The organism is Phytomonospora endophytica (genome assembly GCF_014202425.1).
GTDB classification, from domain to species: Bacteria; Actinomycetota; Actinomycetes; order Mycobacteriales; family Micromonosporaceae; genus Phytomonospora; species Phytomonospora endophytica.
In genome coordinates this window covers 40845-61609 of the sequence record NZ_JACHGT010000009.1, presented here as the reverse complement: position 1 = coordinate 61609, position 20765 = coordinate 40845, and the positions used below count along the sequence as shown (strand labels likewise).

Here is a 20765-nt window from a genome sequence, read left to right as displayed (position 1 = left end):
CCCTTCCTCAGGTGTGCGCCCGGTCGCCGCGCGCCTTCAGCTCGTCGACCAGCTTCTTGACGTCCTGCGCGCGGTTGCGCGGGCAGACGAGAACGGCGTCGTCGGTGTCGACGACGACGAGGTCGCGCACGCCGACGGTCGCGATGAGGCGGCCGCCCTTCGGCACCACGACGGTGTTCGTCGTGTCGATGCTCAACACCTCGCCCGAACCGATCGTGACGTTGCCGTCCACATCGGACTCCAGCACCTCGGCGAGGGTGTCCCAGTCGCCGACGTCGTGCCAGGTGAAGTCCCCGGGCACGACCGCGACCTTGCCCGCGGCGGCGGCGCCCTCCATGACGGCGTGGTCGACCGAGATCTTCGGCAGCTCGGGCCACAGGCGCCCGATCAGTTCCTCGCGCGACGGAGTGTCCCAGGCCGCGGCGATCTCGCGCACGACGTCGTGCAGCTTCGGCTGCTGCCGGGCCAGTTCGCCCAGGAACGTGCTCACCTGCCACACGAACAGACCCGAGTTCCACAGGTAACCGGCGTCCACATAGGACTGCGCGGTCGCCTTGTCGGGCTTCTCGCGGAACTCCCGCAGCACCATCCCGCCGTCCAGCGGGTCGCCGCAGCGCAGGTAGCCGAAGCCCGTCTCCGGCGCGGTCGGTTTCAGTCCGATCGTCATCAGGTAGCCGTCGCGAGCCAGGCGCATCGCGGTCCGGACGGTCTCGACGAAGCGGGCCTCGTCGGGGATGAGGTGGTCGGAGTGGAAGGAGCCCATGATCCCCGAGGGGTCGCGCTCGGCGATCACGGCGGCGGCGAGCGCGATGGCCGGGCAGGAGTCGCGCGGGGAGGGCTCGATCAGCAGGTTGCGGTCCGGTACGGCCGGTAGCTGCCTGGCCACCGGCGTGGCGTGCGCGGTGCCGGTCACGACGTAGGTGCGGTCGGCGTCGGCGAGCGGTGCCAGCCTGGCCACGGTCGACTGGAGGAGGCTGCGCTCGGCTCCGGTCAGGTCGTGCAGGAACTTGGGGTGGTTCGAGCGGGACAGCGGCCACAACCTCGTGCCGCTGCCGCCAGCCGGGATGACCGCGTGAAGCATCGGACCAGTATGCGGGATTGGGGCGATTGCCGCTCAACCGGCCATCGGCGGGGGTGTGATCGGTGACTCATCGGCTTGCGCGTCGGCGGCTCCTAATCTCTAATGACAATCGTTTTCAATTGTCTCGGAGGTCCACCCCGCATGCCCCCGCCCGCCGCCCTCGCGGCCGTCCCGGCGCCCCCACGATCACGCCGGGGATCCCACACCCTCGCCGTCCTCGCCCTCGCCGCGCTGCTCCCGGTCGCCGTGATCCTCGCCGTCGGCCTCGGCTCGGCCGCCATCCCGCCCGCCGACACCGCCGGCTACCTCTGGGCCGCCCTCACCGGCGGCACGATCGACGCCGACGAGGTCACCCGCTACCAGATCGTCTGGCGGATCCGCATGCCGCGAGTCCTGCTCGCCGCGCTCGTCGGCGCCGGACTCGCCGCCGCGGGAGTCGCGATGCAGGCGCTGGTCCGCAACCCGCTCGCCGACCCGTACATCCTCGGCGTCTCCTCGGGCGCGTCCGTGGGAGCCGTCGCCGCCGGACTGCTCGGTGCGGGCGGCCTCGCCGTCACCGGGGGAGCGTTCGCCGGAGCCGTCGGCGCGGCCGTCGTCGTCTACCTCGCGGCGGCCGGGCTCGCGCCGCTGCGGCTCGTCCTCACCGGCGTCGCGATCTCCGTCGGGCTCCAGGCGGTCATGAGCGTCCTGGTCTACCTGCTGCCCGACGGCGAGACCACCGGCACGATCCTCTTCTGGACCATGGGCGGGTTCGGCGCCGCGAGCTGGGACGTGATCCCCGTCGTCGCGGTCGTCGTGCTCGGCGGGATCGGCGTGCTCCACCGGCTGCGTCGCGACCTGGACGTCCTCTCGCTCGGCGACGAGACGGCCGGCGCGCTCGGCGTGGACGCGCGCGGGCTGCGGCTCGGCCTCTTCGCGCTCACCGCGCTGATGACCGGCGCGATGGTCGCCGTCAGCGGCGCCATCGGCTTCGCCGGACTGGTGATCCCGCACGTCGCAAGGCTGCTCACCGGCGCGGTCCACGCCCGGGTGCTCGTCCTGGCACCGCTGCTGGGAGCGGCCTTCATGGTCCTCGTCGACGTCGCCGCGCGAACGCTCGCCGCGCCCAGGGAACTGCCCGCCGGAGTCATCACCGCCCTCGTCGGCGTACCGCTGTTCCTCGCCCTGATGCACCGGAGACGCTGATGGACCTGCGACTCGACGGCATCTCCGTCGGCGCCATCGTGCGCGACCTGAGCCTGCGCGTCCCCGCCGGGCGGATCGTGGGACTCGTCGGCCCCAACGGGTCCGGGAAGACCACCGCCCTGCGCTGCGTCTACCGGGCACTGCGGCCGACCACGGGCACGGTGTGGCTCGGCGACGCCGACCTGACCGCGATGCGGCCGCGGCGAAGCGCCCGCCACGTCGCCGCCCTCACCCAGGAATCCCACGACATCCCCGACTTCACCGTCGCGGAACTCGTCGCCCTCGGCCGCGCCCCGCACGGCGACGGACGCTCCACGAAGGACGGCGAAGCCTGCGCCGCCGCGATGGCCGAAGCCGACGTCGCCCACCTCGCCGACCGCCACGTCAACGGCCTCTCCGGCGGCGAACGGCAGCGCGTCCTGCTCGCCCGCGCGCTCGCCCAGGAACCCGAGGTCCTCGTCCTCGACGAACCGACCAACCACCTCGACCTGCGCCACCAGATCGCGCTGCTGTCGTTGCTGCGCAACGGGAAGCGGACGGTCCTGCTCGTCCTGCACGACCTGAACCTCGCGGCCGCCGCGTGCGATCGCGTCGCCGTGCTGCGCGACGGCGCACTGGTCGCGTCGGGGACACCGGCGGAGGTGCTGACGACGGAGCTCGTCCGCGAGGTCTTCGGCGTCGAGGCCGTCGTCGTCGCCCATCCCGTCACCGGTGGGCCACATCTGTTGTACAGCCTGGAAGGAGACCCCTCATGAAGTACTTCGCACTCACGGTCGTCCTGGCGCTCACCGCCTGCGGCGCCGACGTCGCCGGCGACGGAGCCGCCGACACCGTCACGGTCAACCGCTGCGGTGAACCCGTCGCCTACACGACCCCGCGCGAGGCGGTCGTCTACGAAGGCGGCAGCGCCGACAAGATGTTCGCCCTCGGCCTCGCCGAGTACGTGCGCGGCTACGTGATGCCCCCGGCGAACCCGCCGGTCACCGAGTCGCCGTGGGCGTCGGAGTACGCGAAGGTCGACTTCCTCTCCGACGACCTGCTCAACAAGGAACTCGTCGTCGACGTGGCCGCCGACTTCGTCCTCGCCGGCTGGAACTCCGGCTTCAGCGACAAGCGCGGGATCACCCCGGAGATCCTCGACGGCCTCGGCGTCATGAGCTTCATGCACGCCGAGAGCTGCTTCAACTACCCGGGCCATCCCGAGCGGTGGACGCCTTTCGAGGGGTTGTACACCGACCTGACGCGCCTCGGGCGGATCTTCGGGGTGCCCGACCGGGCCGAGACTCTGGTCGGTGAGCTCAAGGCCCGTGTGGAGGCCGTCAAGGCACAGGCACCGGTGGGGGAGCCGGTCAAGGTGTTCCTCTACGACAGCGGGACCGAGCAGCCGTTCACCGCCGGGAGTCAGGTGCCGCCCAACGACATCATCCGCTTCGCCGGCGGCGAGAACATCTTCGCCGGGCTCGACGAGCGCTGGACACAGGTCGGCTGGGAGCCGGTGGTGGAGGCGGCACCGGAGGTGATCATGATCCTCGACTACGGCGACCAGTCCGCCGAGGAGAAGATCGCGTTCCTGGAGTCGTCGCCGATGACGAGGGAACTGCCGGCGGTGGTCGCGGGGAACTTCTTCGTCCTGGACTACAACGAGGGGATCAGCGGGCCGAGGAACGTTGATGGGGTGGAGAGGTTCGGGGAGTACCTGCGGGGGATGAAGGGGTGATCGTCGCTGTTTCGGGGAGGTGTGGTCGCGGGGGTGTGGTCGTCAGGGGGCGGCTGAGGGTCCGGCTGAGGGCGCCGCCGCGAAGCGGCAGCTCGTGAGCGGCCGCCGGTGTGGCTGTGTGCGGGCACGGCTGTGGAGCGGTGGCGTGAACGAAACGAACACTCCCCCGCATGCCCCAAAGGGGCCCCAAAAATCACGATACGGGCTGGATGTGACAGAAAGGTCGCGCGGTGAAACGTGCGCATGTTTCACGCGGGCCCCTGGTCGAACGTCTGGGGCCGGGAGGTCGTGCGCGACCTAGGTGGTTCCGGACGCGCTCGTCCCCGCGCGGCCTGGCTAGGAGGCGCCGCGAGCGCCAGTGTGGCGACGCTGGTGACGGCCGTGCGGACGCGCGCGGCCGCACGGCCGTCTCGGCCGCGGCGGTCGTCGGCGCGCGTTGCGGAGGGATTGCGCGAGAGGGCCCTCACGGCCGTGGCCGCGACGGCGATGGCCATCCGATTCACCGTTCGAGAACGGCGCCCCGGGCGGGCCGGTGCACCCGCGAGCCATCGTCGCTCCTCCCGAGCGCGGACCGGTCCGGCCCGAACCCCTTCGTGGCCAGGTGGGCAACGCCGGTGCCGGGCGGCCCGGGCGCTGTTCGTGGCGGGCCTGTCGCCGTGCCCCTGGCGCTGCTCACGGCGCCCCGGTCACCAGGCCCCTGTTGCTGCTCACGGCGCCCCCGGTCGCCGGGCCCGGACGCTGCCGGTGCTGTCCGGGCTTCACTGCCAGGTGCGCACGGCAGTGCGCGAACTCGCGCACGCGGCGGCCGTGGCGACGCGGGTCGTGCGGACCGGCCCGGCCCGAACCCCTTCGTGGGCAGGTGGGCAACGCCGGTGCTGGGCGTCTCGGGCGCTGTTCATGGCACGCCCGGTCACCGGGCCCCTGTCGCTGCCGGTGCTGTCCGGACCTCACTGCCAGGCGCGCATGGCGGTGCCCGGGCTCGCGCACGCGGCGGCCGTGACGACGCGGATCGTGCGGACCGGCCCGGCACGACCCCTTCGTGGGCAGGTGGGCAACGCCGGTGCCGGGCCCCTGGCGCTGCTCACGGCGCCCCGGTCACCGGGCCCCTGGCGCTGCTCACGGCGCCCCCGGTCGCCGGGCCCGGACGCTGCCGCTGCCGGTGCTGTCCGGACTCACCGCCAGGCGCGCACGGCAGTGCGCGAACTCGCGCACGCGGCGGCCGTGGCGACGCGGGTCGTGCGGACCGGCGGTCCGTCAACGTCGACGGCCTTGCGCGTCAACACGGCGATGAGCTTCGGAGCCTTCGTGGCCGCCGCCGCCGGTTTCGCCTAGCTCGGCCTGGCCCTCGCCGCTTCGTCGGCGTGCGCGTCGCTCGTGGCGCCGGTCAGGCGGCCCGCCCGGCCTTGACCCCTTCGACGACCTTCTGCCACGTCGCCAGGTGCGCCTGCGCGCTGCGCTCCCAGGTGAACTCCTTCGCGCGCTCCACACCGAGCTGGGCGAGCTTCTTGCGGCGCGGCTCGTCGTTGAGCAGCGCCTCCAGGTCGCGGGCGATCTCGTCGCTCTCCTCGCCGGTGTAGGCCACGGCGTCGCCGCCGACCTCGGGCAGCGACAGGCGCGGGGTGGTCAGCACCGGCGTCCCGCAGGCCATGGCCTCCAGGACCGGCAGGCCGAAGCCCTCGCCGTGCGAGGGATAGGCCGACACGAGGGCACCGCCCAGGTAGCCGGGCAGGTCGGCGTAGCGCAGGTACCCCGGCCGCACGACCCGCAGGTGGCTCGGCACTTCGGCGATGGCGGCGTCGATGGCGTCGTCATGACCGGAGCCGCCGGCCAGAACCAGCGCGGGCGGCGTCGGCGAGTTCTCCACCGCCGAGGCCCAGCCGCGGATCAGGTTCGGGACGTTCTTGCGGGGCTCCATGACGCCGAGGAAGGCGACGTAGGTCGTGTTGCCCAGTCCGAGCCTGGCGGCGACGCGGCTGCACTCGGCCTCGGAGGGCACGTGGAAGGCCTCGGGGTCGAGCCCGTGGTAGGCCACGTCGATGCGCGCCGGGTCGGCGTCGAGGAGCCGGATCAGCTCATCGCGGGTGGCCTTGCTGGGCACGACGACCCGCGCGGCCCTGCGCAGCGAGGTCTTGATGGCCGAGCGGAAGAAGGTGCCGCGAGGCTTGTCGTAATGGTCGCGCTCGGTGAAGAAGGTCGCGTCGTGGACGGTGACCGTCACCGGGCAGGACGCCCGCAGCGGGCAGGTGTAGAAGGGCGAGTGCAGCACGTCGGCGCCGACCTGCGTGGCGAGCAGCGGCAGCCCGGTCTGCTCCCAGGCGAGGCGGGCGGGCCGGTGGGCGACGGCGGCGGGGGCGGCGATGATCTCGGCGTGCGAGAGGAGCCGTCCGTAGCGCTCGGCGTCGGTGCGCTGGCACACCACGGCGAGGGAGAGCTGGTCGTCGACGAGGGCGCCGAGGAGTCCGTCGACGTACCTGCCAACCCCGCCGCGGTCGGCGGGTACACCTGTGGCGTCGACGAGGACACGCAGCCGGGACAACAACATCCACTCCTCATTGAGTCGTTTGTGACGTTCCTAACTTCCGAGCGTACGCCGCAAGTCGACCCGCCCGACAAAGCATGTACCCCCACCACGGATGATGGTGGGCGTGAATATCCCGGAAATGTTCGCCGCCGCTACGGGCCGTGACGCCGCGCGTCCGTTCATCACGTATTACGACGATGCCACCGGTGAGCGTGTCGAGTTGTCGTATCTGACTGTCGCGAACTGGACGAACAAGACCGCCAATCTGCTGGTCGACGGTTCGGGTCTGGGGCCGGGATCGACCGCCGCCGTGGCGATGCCCGCGCATTGGCTGGCGGCGGCGGTGCTGCTGGGGTGCTGGAGTTCGGGCGTGGCGGTCGCGCACGAGGAGTCCGACGTCGATGTCGCCTTCGTCGGCAGCGACCGTTTCGGCGACACGCCGAAGGCCCCCGAGGTCTATGGCGTTTCGCTGAAGCCGATGGCTTTTCGGCTTGATGACGCCCCCGCCGGGATTATCGACTTTCTGACAGAGGTCCGGAACTTCGGCGACCATTTCGCGGCGTCCAATGTGCTCGGCGACGACGAGCCCGCGCTGGTCGCGCTGCCCGGCGGTGGTTCGCGCACGCAGGGCGAGCTGGTCGCGGCGGGCCTGCGCCGGGCGGGTGAGCTCGGTGTCGCCGAGGGTGCCCGGATCCTCCTCGCGGGCGACCGTCTCCGCCCGCTGGACTGGCTGCTCACGCCCCTCGCGGTGGGTGGTTCGGTGGTCCTGTGCCGCAACTCCGACGGTGTCGACCTCGACGCCCGCGCGGCCAGCGAGAAGGCCGTCCGGGTAACGGTCGGGTAAGGACCGTCTCAGCCTTCGGGTGCTGACGCCGGAAAATTCTGGTGAGTTGGGTCACGGACGCGCGCGGCGAAAGCGGCGGTTACCTCCCTATCTTCGGTGGTCACATACCCGCTCGCGGCCCCGCGACCGGCGAAAACCAGAGGAAGCGAGTCAGACTCTGCGATTAACCTACGACGCATGCCCTCTTCTCACCCACCTGAACCTCAGCCGCGTCCGGCGCGGCACGCATTGTCCAATTTGTTGCGACTTCGCAGCTATTTGCGGCCCTACCTCCCACGCATGATCGCGATGCTCGCCCTCGCCGTCGTCGCGTCGGTCTTCAGCCTCGTGATCCCCCGCGTGATCCAGGCCGTCATCGACGGCCCGGTCGTCGAAGGCGACACGAGCGGACTCTGGCTGCTCACCGCCATCATCGGCGCCCTCGGCCTCGGTGAGGCCTTCCTGGTGTGGCTGCGCCGCTACATCCAGGCAAAGGTCGCCCTCGGCGTGGAGGCCGACCTCCGTCGCGACATCTACCGGCACGTACAGCGCCTGCACGCCGGTTTCCACGACCGCTTCCAGACCGGCCAGCTGCTCTCCCGCGCCACCGGCGACCTCGGCCGCATCCGCCGCTTCGCCGCCTGGGGCATGATCTTCCTGGTCATCAACATCTTCACCTACCTCGCGGTCATCGCGCAGCTGGTGCAGATCTACTGGCCCCTCGGCCTCGTCGTGGCCGCCAGTGCGGTACCGCTGTTCTTCCTGTCCCGCAACTTCGCGCGCGGCTACATCACCGCCTCGCGCGCCGAACAGGACCAGCAGGGCGAAGTCGCCAACCTCGCCGAAGAGACCGCCCAGGGCATCCGCGTCATCAAGGCCTTCGGCCGCGCCCGGCACGTCACCGAGAAGTTCGACGGCGGCTCGGCCAAGCTCTACGACATCTCCATCAACAAGGTGCGGATGCTCTCCCGCTCCTGGGCCATGTTCGACGCGATCCCGAACCTGGTACTGGCCGCGGTCCTCATCGGCGGAGCCCTCGCCGTCGCCAACGACAAGATGACCATCGGTGAACTCGTCGCCTTCGTGACGCTCCAGCTCATGCTCGTCTGGCCCATCGAGGCCCTCGGCTGGATCATCGCCAACGGCAACGAGGCCATGACCGCCGCCGACCGCGTCTACGACGTCCTCGACACCGAACCGGCGATCGTCGACCGGCCCGGTGCGCGGGATCTCCCTCGTGCGGAGGCGAAGGGGCACCTGCGCTTCGAAGGCGTCCGCTTCGCCTACGACGGCACCGACAAGACCGTCCTCGACGGCCTCGACCTCGACGTCCGCCCCGGCGAGACGCTCGCCGTCGCGGGTGTGACCGGCTGCGGGAAGACCACGATGCTGTCGCTGGCCCCCCGCCTGTACGACGTGACAGCCGGGAGGGTTCTGCTCGACGGTCACGACGTACGGGACCTCACCCTCGAAAGCCTGCGCCTCAACGTCGCCACCGCCTTCGAGGACCCGACGCTGTTCTCCATGAGCGTCCGCGAGAACCTCACCCTCGGCCGCCAGGAGGCCACCGAAGCCGACATCGAGGAGGCCCTCCGGGTCGCCCAGGCCGACTTCGTCTACGACCTCCCCTGGGGCCTCGACACGCGCATCGGCGAACAGGGCCTCTCCCTGTCCGGCGGACAGCGACAGCGACTCGCCCTCGCCCGCGCGGTCATCGTCAAACCCGCCGTGCTCATCCTCGACGACCCCCTGTCGGCGCTGGACGTGCACACCGAGGAACTCGTCGAACGCGCCCTCGCCAGCGTCCTGGCCGGCACGACCGCCCTCGTCGCCGTCCACCGGCCGTCCACGGTGGCCCTCGCCGACCGGGTCGCCCTCCTCGAAGACGGCCGGATCGTGGCCGTCGGAACACACTCCGAACTCCTGGAGTCGACGCCCGCCTACCGCGCGGTGCTCTCCGCCGAATCCGATTCCGTGGGAGCCGCCGCGTGAGCATCGACGTACAAGAGAAGAAGGCGTCCCCGGTCGACAAACCGGTCAAGGACTCCCACCGCTGGCGCGGCATCGCCGAATCCGAAGAAGCCGACCGCACCAGCGCCGAACAGGACGACGCCGCCTCCATCAAGGCCCTCCGGGCCCGTGGCCGCAACCTGCTCGCGTCCCTGCTGCGCCCCCACAAGCGCACACTCTTCTGGATCATCGTCCTGCTGCTCATCCAGAACGGCGCCGGCATGGCCGGACCGCTCCTGGTCAAGTTCGGCATCGACTCCGGCATCCCGCCGATCATCGACAACAAGAACTACACGATCCTCATCACCGTCGGCGTCACCTTCGGTGTCGCCATCCTCATCGAATACCTCACCAAACGCGCCTTCCTCGCCATGAGCGGCCGTGTCGGCCAGTCACTGCTGCTCGACCTGCGCGCCAGGGTGTTCCGTCAGTTCCAGCGGCTCTCCATCGCCTTCCACGAACGCTTCACCTCCGGCCGCGTCGTCGCCCGCATGACCAGCGACATCGACGCCATCCGCGAACTCGCCGACGGTGGCCTCAACGACCTCGTCCTGTCGGCGCTGAGCATCCTCACCATCACCGGAATCCTGCTGTGGATGGACCCGATGCTGGCGCTCGTCGCGCTGCTGTCGTTCCCCGTGATGGCCTGGCTGTCCAACTGGTTCCGGGTCAACTCCGCGATCGTCTACCGCAGCACGCGCGAAACGATCGCCCTGGTGATCGTGTACTTCGTGGAGTCCATGGGCGGCGTCCGCGCCGTCCAGGCCTACCGCCGGGAACGCCGCAACCAGACCATCTTCGACGACCTCAACGAGGACAACCGCGCCCGCAACGTCACCGGGCACCGCATGTCGGCGTTCTTCGCCGGCGGCGTCAAGGGAATCGGGAACGCCACGACGGCCCTCGTACTCGCCTACGGCGGATACCGGGTCCTGCACGGCCAGACCGACGTCGGTGTCCTCGCGGCCTTCGTGCTGTACCTGCGCCGGTTCTTCGACCCGATGCAGGAACTCTCGATGTTCTACAACACCCTCCAGTCGGCCAACGCCGCCTTCGAGAAACTCGCCGGGGTCCTCGACGAGAAGCCCGACGTGCCCGAACCCGTGGAGCCCAAGCCGCTGACGAACCCCCGCGGCGAACTCCGCTTCGACGACGTCGAGTTCTGGTACCACAAGGACAAGGTCGTCCTGCCGACCTTCAACCTCACCATCCCGGCCGGACAGACCGTCGCCCTCGTCGGAGCCACCGGCGCGGGCAAGACGACCATCGCCAAACTCGTCTCCCGCTTCTACGACCCCAGCGCGGGTCTCGTCACCCTCGACGGCGTCTCACTCCGCGACGTCGCCGAACCAGACCTCCGCCGCGCCGTGGCCATGGTGACCCAGGAGAACTTCCTCTTCGCCGGAACCATCGGCGAGAACATCGCCTTCGGCAAACCCGACGCCACCGTGCGGGAGATCGAAGAAGCCGCCAGGGCCATCGGCGCCCACGAGTTCATCACCGGCCTCCCCGAGGGATACGACACCGACGTGCGCAAACGCGGCGGACGCCTCTCGGCCGGCCAACGACAACTCGTCGCCTTCGCCCGCGCCTTCCTCGCCGACCCCAAGGTCCTCATCCTCGACGAGGCGACGTCCTCACTGGACATCCCCAGCGAGAGGCTCGTGCAGCGCGCGCTTCGGACGATCCTCGCCGACCGGACCGCCATCGTGATCGCCCACCGGCTGTCCACAGTGGAGATCGCTGACCGGGTCCTCGTCCTGGAGAAGGGGACCATCGTGGAAGACGGCCCGCCGTCGACGCTGATCGACGGAGGCGGAAGGTACGCGGATCTGCACGCGCAGTGGCAGGACTCGCTGGTCTAGCTCGCTCCGTTCACGACGCGGCCGGCGCCGCTGGGCACGGAGTCCGCCTCCGCCGCCTCGACCGGGTGGTCACTCACCTGGTCGAGGCGGCGGGGCGGCTTCGGCGGCCACCGCGCCAGAGTTGTCGGGGACCGGCCCGGCGCGCTGCTTTCGGGCCCGAATGCTGTCGCATGTGGACGATAGCCTCATCCGCATGTCCCGAACGGAACTCGACTGGTTCGCCGACCGGCCCGAGTGGTTGCGCGACCTTCATGACAGCCGCGCGCTCGACGAGCGCGGGGTCACCTGGCTCGACCAGAACGGCAGCGTCGAGGCAGCCGCCGAACTGCGCTCCGGGTATGCCGGCGAGGACTCCCTCACCGGCCCGCCCGACGACGAACGACTTCGGGCGTTCACCGTCGAGGCCGAAGGCAAGATCCCGGTCGCCGTCGGGCCCTCCGTCACCGACCTCCACGGGCTCCCCGCCATCGCCTACTGGCTCGCCGAGCCCGGACCCGCCGGGCGGCTCTGGCTCGCTCCCTCCCGGGACTTCCATCCCTTCAGCTGGATGCCCCTCGGCACAGGGGAATCCGCCATCGCCGCCGTCGAGCACCACTACCCCTCGCCCGGCCTCACGCGCGTCGACCTGACCCGCGAACTGCGCGTCTTCATCGGTTACCGCCACGAGATCGGCGACATGCGCGACCTCGAACGCGCGATGACCTTCAACCGCATGCTCGACTTCGGGGCCTGGTGCAGCGGACACCTCGACGATCCCTGGCCCAAAACACTTCCCGAAGGCACCGGGATGCTCGCCATGTCGGCCTTCCAGAGCGACACCGCCTCCATCCACGACCCCGGCCGGCCATGGTCGCAGTCCTGGCGCACCAAGCACTCCGGCTCTCACTTCACCCTCGAAGTCCACCAGCGCGACCTCTTCGTCCTGTCCGTCCGCTACCGTCCCAGCCCGCACCTGGAGGCCATGGAACGGTCCAACGCGCACAACGAGACCCGCCTTCCGCTCGACCTCCCGCCCGACGTCGCCTGCGCCATGGACGGCTTCGTGTGGGCCGACGTCCCCGACCTCGAAGCCGACCTCGCCGCCGCCGGGAACCCCGCCGAGATCGCCGGTCTCCTGCGCGTCCTCGCCGCGCTCTGGGACGGCGACTTCGACAAACTGACCGGCCTGCGCCGATGGGCCGCCCATCCGAGCCACGTCGTGCACGCCGCCCTGTGGGACGCCGCCCTCCAGTACAACCTCCAGTTCCTCTGCGACGAACTCCTGCTGACCGGCACCTCCGAACAACTCACCGACATGTGCGCACGCGTCCAGCGCATGGGCGGCTTCCCCGAACAGATGAGGCACAGAGACGCCTTCCCCGGCCAGACCGGGACCGAGCCCTATGACGAAGACGACGAGGAGGAGGACGAGTGACCATCGCGAGTTCCCATTGGCGGCGGGTCCTCCGCGCCGGCGCCCCCGCGACGCCACTCCACGACCTCGCCGCCGCCGAAGGCTGGCCGAGGATCGCCGACGAACCCCGCCGCCACCACGACTCCCGCCGGCTCAGCTGGTCGGCCGGAGCCGCCGTCCAGGTGCACCTGCTGGAGTTCTACCCGCACGCCCTGCGCACGGTCGTGATCACCGGTGAGGAGCCCGGCGGCCCGGTCGCCACGGCGCTGGACACCCTGCTCGACCACCGGACCGTCGACGAGATCTTCGCCGACGCCACCGCGGCCGAACCCCGCCGGATCCTGGCGGGCCTCTACGCCCTGACCGAACTCGGCGCCGCCACCGCGGGCGACCCGCGCCTCCCCACGACGCTCACCCGCGCCCTGGAACACCCCGAGTTCGTCGTACGGGCGGCGGCGCTGCGCACCGCCCCGGCGTTCCAGGCGTGGCCGGGGCTGCGCGACGCGATCGAGGCACGGCGTCCACTGGAGACGGAGCTCGCCGAGTTGATCGAGGAGATGTTGTCCTTTCTGGACGAGGAGGCCGAGGGGTAGGGCGGCTCAGGTTCCGCGCAAGGCCCGAAACGGCCTTCGTCGTTGGCCTTCCGTGAGACTCTCCAGGCAGCCGCACGGCCAAGTACACGATCTAGGCCTAGGCCGTGCGCGAGACCGCCTAGCCCTCCTCGTGCCCGTGCGGGACCTCGTGCCCCTCCGCTGCCATGGCGTGTGCCAGCAGTCCGTCGTAGTCGACCGCCGCGCCCCTCAGCAGTGCCTCGATCGCCTTCTCCGCCTCGGCGTCGGACATGTGGTCGTCGGCGAACAGCGAGCGGTAGTAGACCAGCGAGGCCACCAGGTCCAGCAGCAGTGAGGCGTCGGTGTCCGGACGCAGGTCACCGCGCGCGATGGCCTTCTCGATGGTGCGGCCCACCGCCCGGCGGGACGGTTCGATGACCGTGTCCAGGTAGCGCCCGCGCAGCTCGGGATCGGCGGCACAGTCGGCGTACAGCGAGCTGAGCACGTCCGGCCGGATGGTGCGGTAGGCGCTGAGAAAGACGTTGAAGCCCTCGGCGAGATCGCAGAGCGTGCAGCCCGCGTCGGGGGGCGCGGGCACGTTGAGGCGGGAGGCGATGGCCGCGAGCGCGAGGTGGGTGCGGCCGGGCCAGCGACGGTAGATCGCCGGGCGCGAGGTGCCCGCGCGCCGGGCGACCTCTTCCAGGCTGAGGCCGTGATAGCCCGCCTCGCTCAGGACGCTCAGGGCCGCGCTGAGGACGGCCTCGTCGATGTAGGGGTCGCGGGGCCTCCCGCCGCCGGAGCGCTCAGGAGCCGCCACACGTCGGCTGGACATCCTTCCATGTTAGACCTAGCATTACGTTACGACATGTAATGTAACTCGCCCGGAAGGACCCGGACCGTGAACCGCCCCGACGAGGACACGCGCGTCCGCCGCGCGACCCGCCGCGAATGGCTCGGCCTCACCCTGCTCGTCCTGCCCATGCTGATGCTCTCCACCGACCTGACCGTGCTGTTCTTCGCGATGCCGAGCATCAGCGCCGACCTCGATCCCACCGCGACGCAGGCCCTGTGGATCGTGCACGTCTACGGCTTCCTGATCGCCGGGTTCCTCATCACCATGGGCCGACTCGGCGACCGCGTCGGCCCCCGGCGCCTGCTGCTGATCGGCTCGGTCGCCTTCGCGCTGCTGTCGGCCGCGGCGGCCCTCGCGCCCGACGCGAGCACGCTCATCGCCGCCCGGGCCCTCATGGGCATCGCCGGCGCGACCCTCATGCCGTCGCTCTTCTCCCTGCTGCGCCTCATGTTCGACGACGAACGCCAGCGCCGGCTGGCCATCGCGACGATGATCAGCGCCTTCTCCGTCGGCGGTGCCGTCGGCCCGCTCATCGGCGGCGCGCTGCTGGAGAGTTTCTGGTGGGGCTCGGTCTTCCTGATCAACCTGCCGCCGATGGCGCTGCTCGTCCTCACCGGGCCCTTCCTGCTGCCCGATCGCCGCGGCACCGGGCGGATCCGGCTCGACGTCCCGAGCATCGCCCTGTCGGTCACCGGCGTGCTCGCCGTCGTCTACGGCGTGCAGGAGCTGGCCGCCGGGCACTCCGGCAACGTCGCGCTCGACCTGGCCGCCGTCGCCGTCGGACTGCTGATCCTCGCCGTCTTCGTCCGCCGCCAGCGGCGCCTGCCCGAGCCGCTGTTCGACCTGAAACTCCTGGCGAACCGCCCGACCGCGACCGCCCTGGCGCTCCTGATCGCCTGCGGCATCGGTGTCAGCGGCCTGTTCTACCTGTTCACGCAGTACACACAGTGGTCGGCGGGCCTGTCACCGCTGGCGGCCGGGCTGTGGACACTGCCGTTCATCGCGGTCAACATCGCCGGATCCATGCTCGCCCCGGTCCTCACCCGCCGACTGCGACCGTCCACTGTGGTCGCGGGTGGGCTCGCCGTCGCGGCGATCGGCGCGGCCGCCGTCGCCGTGGTGACGTCCGCGGGGGCACCGCTCGCGGTCATCATCGGTGCCCTGTCGATCACGGGCTTCGGGTTCGGGGCGGCGGTCGTGTTCATCAGCGACCTGATCATCTCCACCGCACCCGCCGAGCAGGCCGGTTCGGCCGCCGCCGCCCAGGAGGTCGGCGGCGAACTCGGCACGGCGATGGGAATCGCCGTGGGCGGGGCGGTCTCGGTGGTCGTCTACCGGACCGTGCTGGAGAACGCCATCCCGCCCGCCACGCCCCCGGAAGCCGCCGACGCGGCCCTCGACAGCGTCCACGACGGCGCCGCCGCGGCCGACACGGCGGAGCCGTGGGGACTTGCCCTGCTCGAAGCCGTGCGGGACGCGGTCGGCTCGGGATTCCAGCTGTACGCGGTCGTGGCGACGGTGGTCCTGGCGGTCGCGGCGGGGCTGGGGATGATGGGGCTCCGGGCGCGGAAGGGTTAGTCCCAGAGGGGTTCGTCCTCGCCCAGCCGCCGCAGATCGCCGTATCGGGCCAGATCGAGAGGATCGAGCGCGACCTGGCCCGACGCGTACCAGAACTCGCCGTTGAGGTCCCCGAGGAGTTTGAAGCCCTTGTCGGTGAACGCCGCCGAACCGCCGTCGTCCAGCGGAACCAGCGTCGTGACCGGCTCGCCGGTGACGCCTTCCCAGATGCGCAGGACGCCGTCGTCCCCGGCGCTGAGGAGGTGACGCCCGTCGGGGGAGTAGTCGAGTGCGGTGACGCGGCCTTCGTGCGCGGTCCACTCGTGCTGGAGGTGGTTGCCACGCCAGAGCTTGACCGTGCCGTCGTCGCCGCCAGTGGCGAGGAGGACACGGGTCGGGGAGTGGGAGAGGCTGCGGATCGGGCCGTTGTGGGCGTTCCAGCCCGCCGCCACCTCGCCGTCCTCAGGATTCAGCGCGAAGACCATCCCGTCGCTCGTGGCAGCGAGGACACGGGCGTCGTAGGGGCGACGTCGCAGGGCGGTGGGAACAGTGGCGAAGGTCGTATGCCACCTCGTTCCGCCGTCGACTGTCAGCCAGGAGACCTCATTGCGATTCGCGACGACCAGCGTGTTCTGGCTGATCCAGCAAAGATCGGCGACACGGCCACCGCGCCGCCAGCTCATGATCGGGGCCAGCGTTGAGGCGCTGTACAGCTCGACTCCGCCGTCCTTGCCGGTCGCGATGCTCTCGCCGTTCGGGGACGAGCGCACGGCGTAGAGCGACTCGCGACGGTCGAGCACCGCACTCGGTGCCGCGACATCCCGGGAGAGGCTGCGGAGACGTCCGTCCAGATCGACCGTGACCAGACGTTTCCCGTCGGGTGACCAGTCCAGGAGAACGCGGGAGGCCGCCCGTTCGCGGACCGTACCGGCCACACCGGTCCGCGGTTTCCAGACCAAGAGGCGGCCGTGCTCGTCGGCGGACGCGATTTCGGTGCCGTCAGGGGACCACGCGGCCGAGCGGATCGATTTCTGCTCGTGCCCGCCCCGAGTGTCCTCGAAACCGCGACTGGACGGGTGGCGGCCGTACTCGCCGGTCATCGAGGCGAGGTCCAGCTCGATCGTGTGATCGCCCGCCTGGATCACGATGGACGTCGAGTCCTGCGACCAGGTGAGGGACTGGAGAGGGGCGGCGACCTCACTGAAGGCGTGTCGCTTCAGCCTCGGGCCCGTGCCCAGCAACAGTGCCTCGCTGAAGACCGGGGCGACGGCGAGGGTCGAGCCGTCCGGCGACCAGGCGACGTCGGCGATCTCCATGGCGCGCAGCCGATACGGGTCCTGGACGACCTCCAGATCGCGGTCGATGACGTCGAGGCGTCCGTTGGCGCCCGTCGTGCAGGCGATCCGGCCGTCGGCCGAGTTCCAGGAGAGCCGGTGGACATCGCCGTAGTTGTCGCCCATCGTCCACGCGAGGGAGCCGTCCGGTTCCCAGCAGCTCAGCGGCCCGGCGCCACCGGTCAGGATGTGGGATCCGTCGGCGGACCACTCCAGCGCGCGGACTTCACCGGGTAGCGCTCGCCAGCCCCGGATCGGACGCAGCCCCGGTAGCGACCACAGATGGATCCAGCCGTGTTCGTTGCCGGTGGCCTGGACCGTCCCGGGCGGATTCGCCGCCGCGACCGCGCCGGGGGCGAAAGGCCGAACCTCTGCAACGGGCCGCACGCCCGGCAGCGCCGCTCCGAAGGTCTCCGCCCGCGCCAGCTGTCCGGGGGCGACCTTCGCGTTGGTCAGAGCCGCGTGGTTCAGCTTCGCGCCGCTCACATCGGCGCCCGCCAGGTCCGCGCCCACAAGCTTCGCGCCGGACAAGTCTCCTCTGAGGATCGCGCCGTGCAGGATCGCACCGGAGAAGTCGGCACCGTGCAGAACCGCGTCGGTGAAGTTGGCCCTGGTCAAGTCCTTCCCGCGGAAGTCCGCATTGACCAGCCGAGCCCCCTGAAAGCTCGTGCCCCTGACATCCACCCGGCTCGCGTCCCACCCGGTCAACTCGGCCTCGGTGTAGTCGAGGATCGGCGCGTCGGGCGTGCTCAGCCGAGGTGGCAGGTGGATGCTCACACTTCCCGCGTTGCTCTGGAAGACACCGACCCTCGGATCCTCCACCCCCCAACCCGCCGGTGCTCGCAACCCCACGTCCGGCCGCATCTCCGCCACGAACCTGGCCGCCTGATCCGACAACCGTTGCGCGGCCAGGGCGTCCGCCACGTCCTCGTCGTTGACGATCGCCTCGGCCAGGAACCACTCCTGAATCGAGCGGTGGATGAAACCGAGCCGGTCGTCCTCGTAGCGGATCAGCAGACTCCCCGAACTGATCTGGTGCACCTGCGCATCGGCATCCACATGGGACAGCAACTCGGCGGTGTCACCCAGTTCCTCGACCGTCAGACGTTCCCGTCCGCTCCGCCAGAGGTTCACCGCGAGCCGGCTCACCGCCGACCACAACTGCTCCCGATCCAGTGCGGGCAGCTCGTCGTCACGGCGCAGCCGCTCCTCCTCGCGGTCCTTCCACTGCTCGATCACCTGCCGATACAGCTCCGCCGAGGTGATCAGCCCGGCGACGCTGGCGTCCCGCGCGCGGACCAGCCGGTCGGCGTCGATCTCGGCGATGAACGACAGCATGCGCGGATTGCGCGCCACGTCGGGGATCGGGCCGAGACTCGACAGCAGGTCCATGCGCTCGCGAGCGGCCTCCGCGCTACCGAGCCGGTGCTTGAGGAAGCGCTCGATCTGGCTCTGCGAGAAGTCCTCGATCTTGAAGGCCCGGCGCCCGATCGACCCCGTGCCTTCCCGCAGCACCCGCTCGATCTCCCGATGCGACAGGAACTCCTCGTCGCGGGCCGTCACCACGATCATCGCCTTGCCGGTGACCTTCTGGCGGATCTCGGTGAGATGGCGGACCGCCCTGTCCCAGCCGCCCTGCACGGTCAGCTCGTCGAGACCGTCCAGCAGCAGCGCGATCCGCCCTTCGCGCAGGTAGTAGTTGAAGTGGTCGACCGGCAGGCGGTGTTCGCGGGCCTTCGCGAACTGCCTCGCGACCAGTTCGTCCAGCAGCGGCATCCGCTCCAGGTCCCGCAACTGGAGGTAGACCGGCGTCGGCGCGCCCTCGGTGGCCGACATCGCCCGCGCCAGGGTCCGCATGAAGAAGGTCTTGCCCGCGCCCGCGTTGCCCAGCACCACGATCAGGTGCGAGCGGTCCTCCCCGAACCAGTCCAGCAGCCGCTCGGTCAGGCCGACCCTCGGCCCATGCCGCACATCGCCGTGCCCGAACTCCGTGAACCGTTGCGGAATGTACAGATCGGCCGGATAGCGGCCGTCGGCGTCCAACTGCGCCAGCTGCCACGCCGTGAAATGCCGCGGATCCCATTTGAACTGGAACTCGTGGAAGCTCTGCGGCAAGATCTGGTGCAGCCGCCCGAAAGCCTGCGCCTCCTCGGAGGCCAGCCGTCCGAAGTAGACGAAGGGGTGCACCGACTTCACCCCCGGAACGCGGAACCCGTCCACCAGGCGGCTGAACTCCCCGATCCGCTCGACGGTCGCCTCACGAGGTTCCACGCCGACCAGCAGCTCGTAGCTCGGGATGAGCCGATCGCCGCTGCGGTAACGGTTGACGACCCGCACGAACGGAACCGGCAGGTGCGTGACCGGCCGCAACCAGGCGTCGGGGTACTCGAACTCCAGCGCGGTGATCACCCGTTCGATGAACGGGTCCTCGGTGACGCGCGCGGGCGCGGGGGCGATCTGCGCCTGCCGTCCGAGAACGAACGTGTCGCCGACCTCGGTGATGTTCTCACCGGCCTCCTTGACCAGCCGCAGGATCCGGAAATCGCCCACCGGAGCCACGACGCGGACCTCGCCGAGGTCCTCGGCCTCGGGTGCGGCGGTCAGCAGCAGGTCCAGTCTTCCGGCGAACAGCCGCGTGAACTCCGCCCGCTCCGACTCGGCGACGGTGTCGTGGGCGACCGCGATCCGTTTCCAGCCCGCGTATCGCGCGTCGGCGAGCTGCCCGGCGAACCAGGCGAACTGGCCCGGCCCGAACTCCGTGCGAGCGTCCTGCGGGAGATGTGACCGCGCCATGGTCGCGTTGAGTCCGGCGACGACGAGTTCCAGTTCGGGAATCGCCAGCAGCCGCCACGGTAGAGCCCGGTCGAGCGGCTCACCGTCCAGTTCGGACAGGAGCGCCGAGTACTGGTGCCACTTCTTCCAGTACGGCGGCACCGGTTCGGCCTCCATGGCAGCCTGCTCCATGAAGTGCGACTCACACATGGCCTTGTTGACATCACCGGGCCCGGGAACGGTCAGCACGCGGCCCTCGGGCAGCCCGAGAAGGCCGGTCAGTCTGACGACGAGCTCGGCGACACGGCGGTACTCCGCCAGCCTCGCGTTCGCCGTCAGATCGCCGCAGAACACGATCGCGTCGGGCGCGAGGTCGCTTCCGGCGCAGGTCGCCGCGACCTCCGCGCACAGGCTCTCGATCCGTTGCGCCGCCGTGTCCTCGTCCAGCCGAAGCGGGCCGATCTGCAGGACGTCGACGACGCCGGCGGGCTTCCGCGGCCGCAGGTTCTCCCGCACCCATCCCGGTTCCAGGCAGTCGACGTCGATGCCCTCGTCACCGCGAGCCGCCCGCATGACGCCGACGACATCGCCGTTTCCGGCCAGCCACACCGGTCCGCCGCTGAAGCCCGCGGACGCCTGGTGCGCACCGGAACGGGACTGGTCGATCTGCCGCAGCCCGCGTCCGGTGGCGCCGAGCAGCGTCCCGGCGACGTGCTTGACGCGGTCCTCGCCGTCGGGTCCGCACAGCTGTACCCGCGCGCTCGACTCCGGCATGGCGGCGGCCATGGTGAGACTCGGCAGGTCCGGAGGGGGTGCGCCGGTGAGTGCGAGGATCGCCAGGTCGACGTCCGGGGTCCAGCTTTCGCCGGGGCCCCAGGCCGTGACCGTCGCGGTCTGGTCTTCCGCAGGGGCGAAGGCGAACCGCAGCCGGACCGTCCCTTCCGGACGGTCCGTCTCCCGGCGACCCCTGCCGAGCGCGGTGTTCACCACGTGCGCGCACGTGACGAGCCGTCCGCCCGCGACCAGGAATCCCAGTCCCGCCGTTCTCCCGTCGGCGCGCAGGATCCTCGCCACCGCTCGCTCGGCCCCCATGCGTCCCCTTC

The 20765-nt window shown here is 70.7% G+C and carries 14 protein-coding genes; 10 read left to right on the top strand and 4 right to left on the bottom strand.

The genetic code is table 11. From position 1 onward, the window contains the following. Positions 1-7 precede the first annotated feature (7 nt). The gene (locus HNR73_RS20990; protein WP_184789270.1) at positions 8-1081 is read right to left on the bottom strand and encodes a mannose-1-phosphate guanylyltransferase; all 1074 of its coding nucleotides are present in this window, start codon (positions 1079-1081) and stop codon (positions 8-10) included. Positions 1082-1222: 141 nt separating this feature from the next. Here HNR73_RS20990 and HNR73_RS20985 point away from each other — a divergent pair, with 141 nt between their 5' ends. The 4 genes from HNR73_RS20985 (at position 1223) to HNR73_RS20970 (ending at position 5315) form a co-directional block, all read left to right on the top strand. Further along, on the top strand, positions 1223-2266 hold the full coding sequence (locus tag HNR73_RS20985) for a FecCD family ABC transporter permease (protein ID WP_184789269.1): 1044 nt from the start codon (positions 1223-1225) through the stop codon (positions 2264-2266). Then, a complete protein-coding gene (locus tag HNR73_RS20980; RefSeq protein WP_184789268.1) occupies positions 2266-3021 on the top strand; it encodes an ABC transporter ATP-binding protein in 756 nt (251 codons plus the stop codon). Before HNR73_RS20985 ends, HNR73_RS20980 begins: the two co-directional genes overlap by 1 nt. Next, entirely contained in the window at positions 3018-3983 is a 966-nt protein-coding gene (locus HNR73_RS20975) for an ABC transporter substrate-binding protein (RefSeq protein WP_184789267.1), read from the top strand. The genes HNR73_RS20980 and HNR73_RS20975 overlap by 4 nt, the downstream gene beginning before the upstream one ends. Before the next feature lie 1194 nt (positions 3984-5177). After that, entirely contained in the window at positions 5178-5315 is a 138-nt protein-coding gene (locus HNR73_RS20970; RefSeq protein WP_184789266.1) for a hypothetical protein, read from the top strand. 52 nt (positions 5316-5367) lie between these two features. Here HNR73_RS20970 and HNR73_RS20965 read toward each other — a convergent pair whose 3' ends face one another. Continuing rightward, positions 5368-6525, bottom strand: coding sequence for a glycosyltransferase family 4 protein (locus HNR73_RS20965; RefSeq protein WP_184789265.1), 1158 nt, complete (start codon positions 6523-6525; stop codon positions 5368-5370). Positions 6526-6616: 91 nt separating this feature from the next. Here HNR73_RS20965 and HNR73_RS20960 point away from each other — a divergent pair, with 91 nt between their 5' ends. From HNR73_RS20960 to HNR73_RS20940, 5 genes are all read left to right on the top strand, one after another. Further along, positions 6617-7348, top strand: coding sequence for a TIGR03089 family protein (locus HNR73_RS20960; protein ID WP_239122048.1), 732 nt, complete (start codon positions 6617-6619; stop codon positions 7346-7348). 177 nt (positions 7349-7525) lie between these two features. Next, positions 7526-9319 carry an ABC transporter ATP-binding protein gene (locus HNR73_RS20955; protein WP_184789264.1) on the top strand — a complete coding sequence of 598 codons (1794 nt, stop codon included), beginning with the start codon at positions 7526-7528 and terminating at the stop codon, positions 9317-9319. A gap of 2 nt (positions 9320-9321) precedes the next feature. Then, positions 9322-11202 (top strand): ABC transporter ATP-binding protein, encoded by a 1881-nt coding sequence (locus HNR73_RS20950; RefSeq protein WP_239122051.1) that lies wholly within the window; start codon positions 9322-9324, stop codon positions 11200-11202. A gap of 193 nt (positions 11203-11395) precedes the next feature. Next, a complete protein-coding gene (locus HNR73_RS20945) occupies positions 11396-12616 on the top strand; it encodes a hypothetical protein (protein WP_184789262.1) in 1221 nt (406 codons plus the stop codon). Then, entirely contained in the window at positions 12613-13188 is a 576-nt protein-coding gene (locus tag HNR73_RS20940) for a hypothetical protein (protein ID WP_184789261.1), read from the top strand. Before HNR73_RS20945 ends, HNR73_RS20940 begins: the two co-directional genes overlap by 4 nt. Positions 13189-13306: 118 nt before the next feature. On the opposite strand, the gene HNR73_RS20935 is transcribed toward HNR73_RS20940, so the two are convergent. After that, positions 13307-13978, bottom strand: a complete 672-nt coding sequence (locus HNR73_RS20935; protein WP_184789260.1) for a TetR/AcrR family transcriptional regulator — start codon at positions 13976-13978, stop codon at positions 13307-13309. A 66-nt stretch (positions 13979-14044) separates the two neighbouring features. Here HNR73_RS20935 and HNR73_RS20930 point away from each other — a divergent pair, with 66 nt between their 5' ends. Next, positions 14045-15577 (top strand): MFS transporter, encoded by a 1533-nt coding sequence (locus tag HNR73_RS20930; protein WP_239122047.1) that lies wholly within the window; start codon positions 14045-14047, stop codon positions 15575-15577. Here HNR73_RS20930 and HNR73_RS20925 read toward each other — a convergent pair. Further along, positions 15574-20754, bottom strand: a complete 5181-nt coding sequence (locus tag HNR73_RS20925) for a pentapeptide repeat-containing protein (RefSeq protein ID WP_184789259.1) — start codon at positions 20752-20754, stop codon at positions 15574-15576. The genes HNR73_RS20930 and HNR73_RS20925 overlap by 4 nt on opposite strands. Positions 20755-20765 lie beyond the last annotated feature (11 nt).

Coding starts and splice junctions, on each gene's coding strand:
- HNR73_RS20990 (WP_184789270.1), bottom strand. CDS start 1,081: ATGCTTCACGCGGTCATCCCGGCTGGCGGCAGCGGCACGAGGTTGTGG.
- HNR73_RS20985 (WP_184789269.1), top strand. CDS start 1,223: ATGCCCCCGCCCGCCGCCCTCGCGGCCGTCCCGGCGCCCCCACGATCA.
- HNR73_RS20980 (WP_184789268.1), top strand. CDS start 2,266: ATGGACCTGCGACTCGACGGCATCTCCGTCGGCGCCATCGTGCGCGAC.
- HNR73_RS20975 (WP_184789267.1), top strand. CDS start 3,018: ATGAAGTACTTCGCACTCACGGTCGTCCTGGCGCTCACCGCCTGCGGC.
- HNR73_RS20965 (WP_184789265.1), bottom strand. CDS start 6,525: ATGTTGTTGTCCCGGCTGCGTGTCCTCGTCGACGCCACAGGTGTACCC.
- HNR73_RS20960 (WP_239122048.1), top strand. CDS start 6,617: ATGATGGTGGGCGTGAATATCCCGGAAATGTTCGCCGCCGCTACGGGC.
- HNR73_RS20955 (WP_184789264.1), top strand. CDS start 7,526: ATGCCCTCTTCTCACCCACCTGAACCTCAGCCGCGTCCGGCGCGGCAC.
- HNR73_RS20945 (WP_184789262.1), top strand. CDS start 11,396: ATGTCCCGAACGGAACTCGACTGGTTCGCCGACCGGCCCGAGTGGTTG.
- HNR73_RS20935 (WP_184789260.1), bottom strand. CDS start 13,978: ATGTCCAGCCGACGTGTGGCGGCTCCTGAGCGCTCCGGCGGCGGGAGG.
- HNR73_RS20925 (WP_184789259.1), bottom strand. CDS start 20,754: ATGGGGGCCGAGCGAGCGGTGGCGAGGATCCTGCGCGCCGACGGGAGA.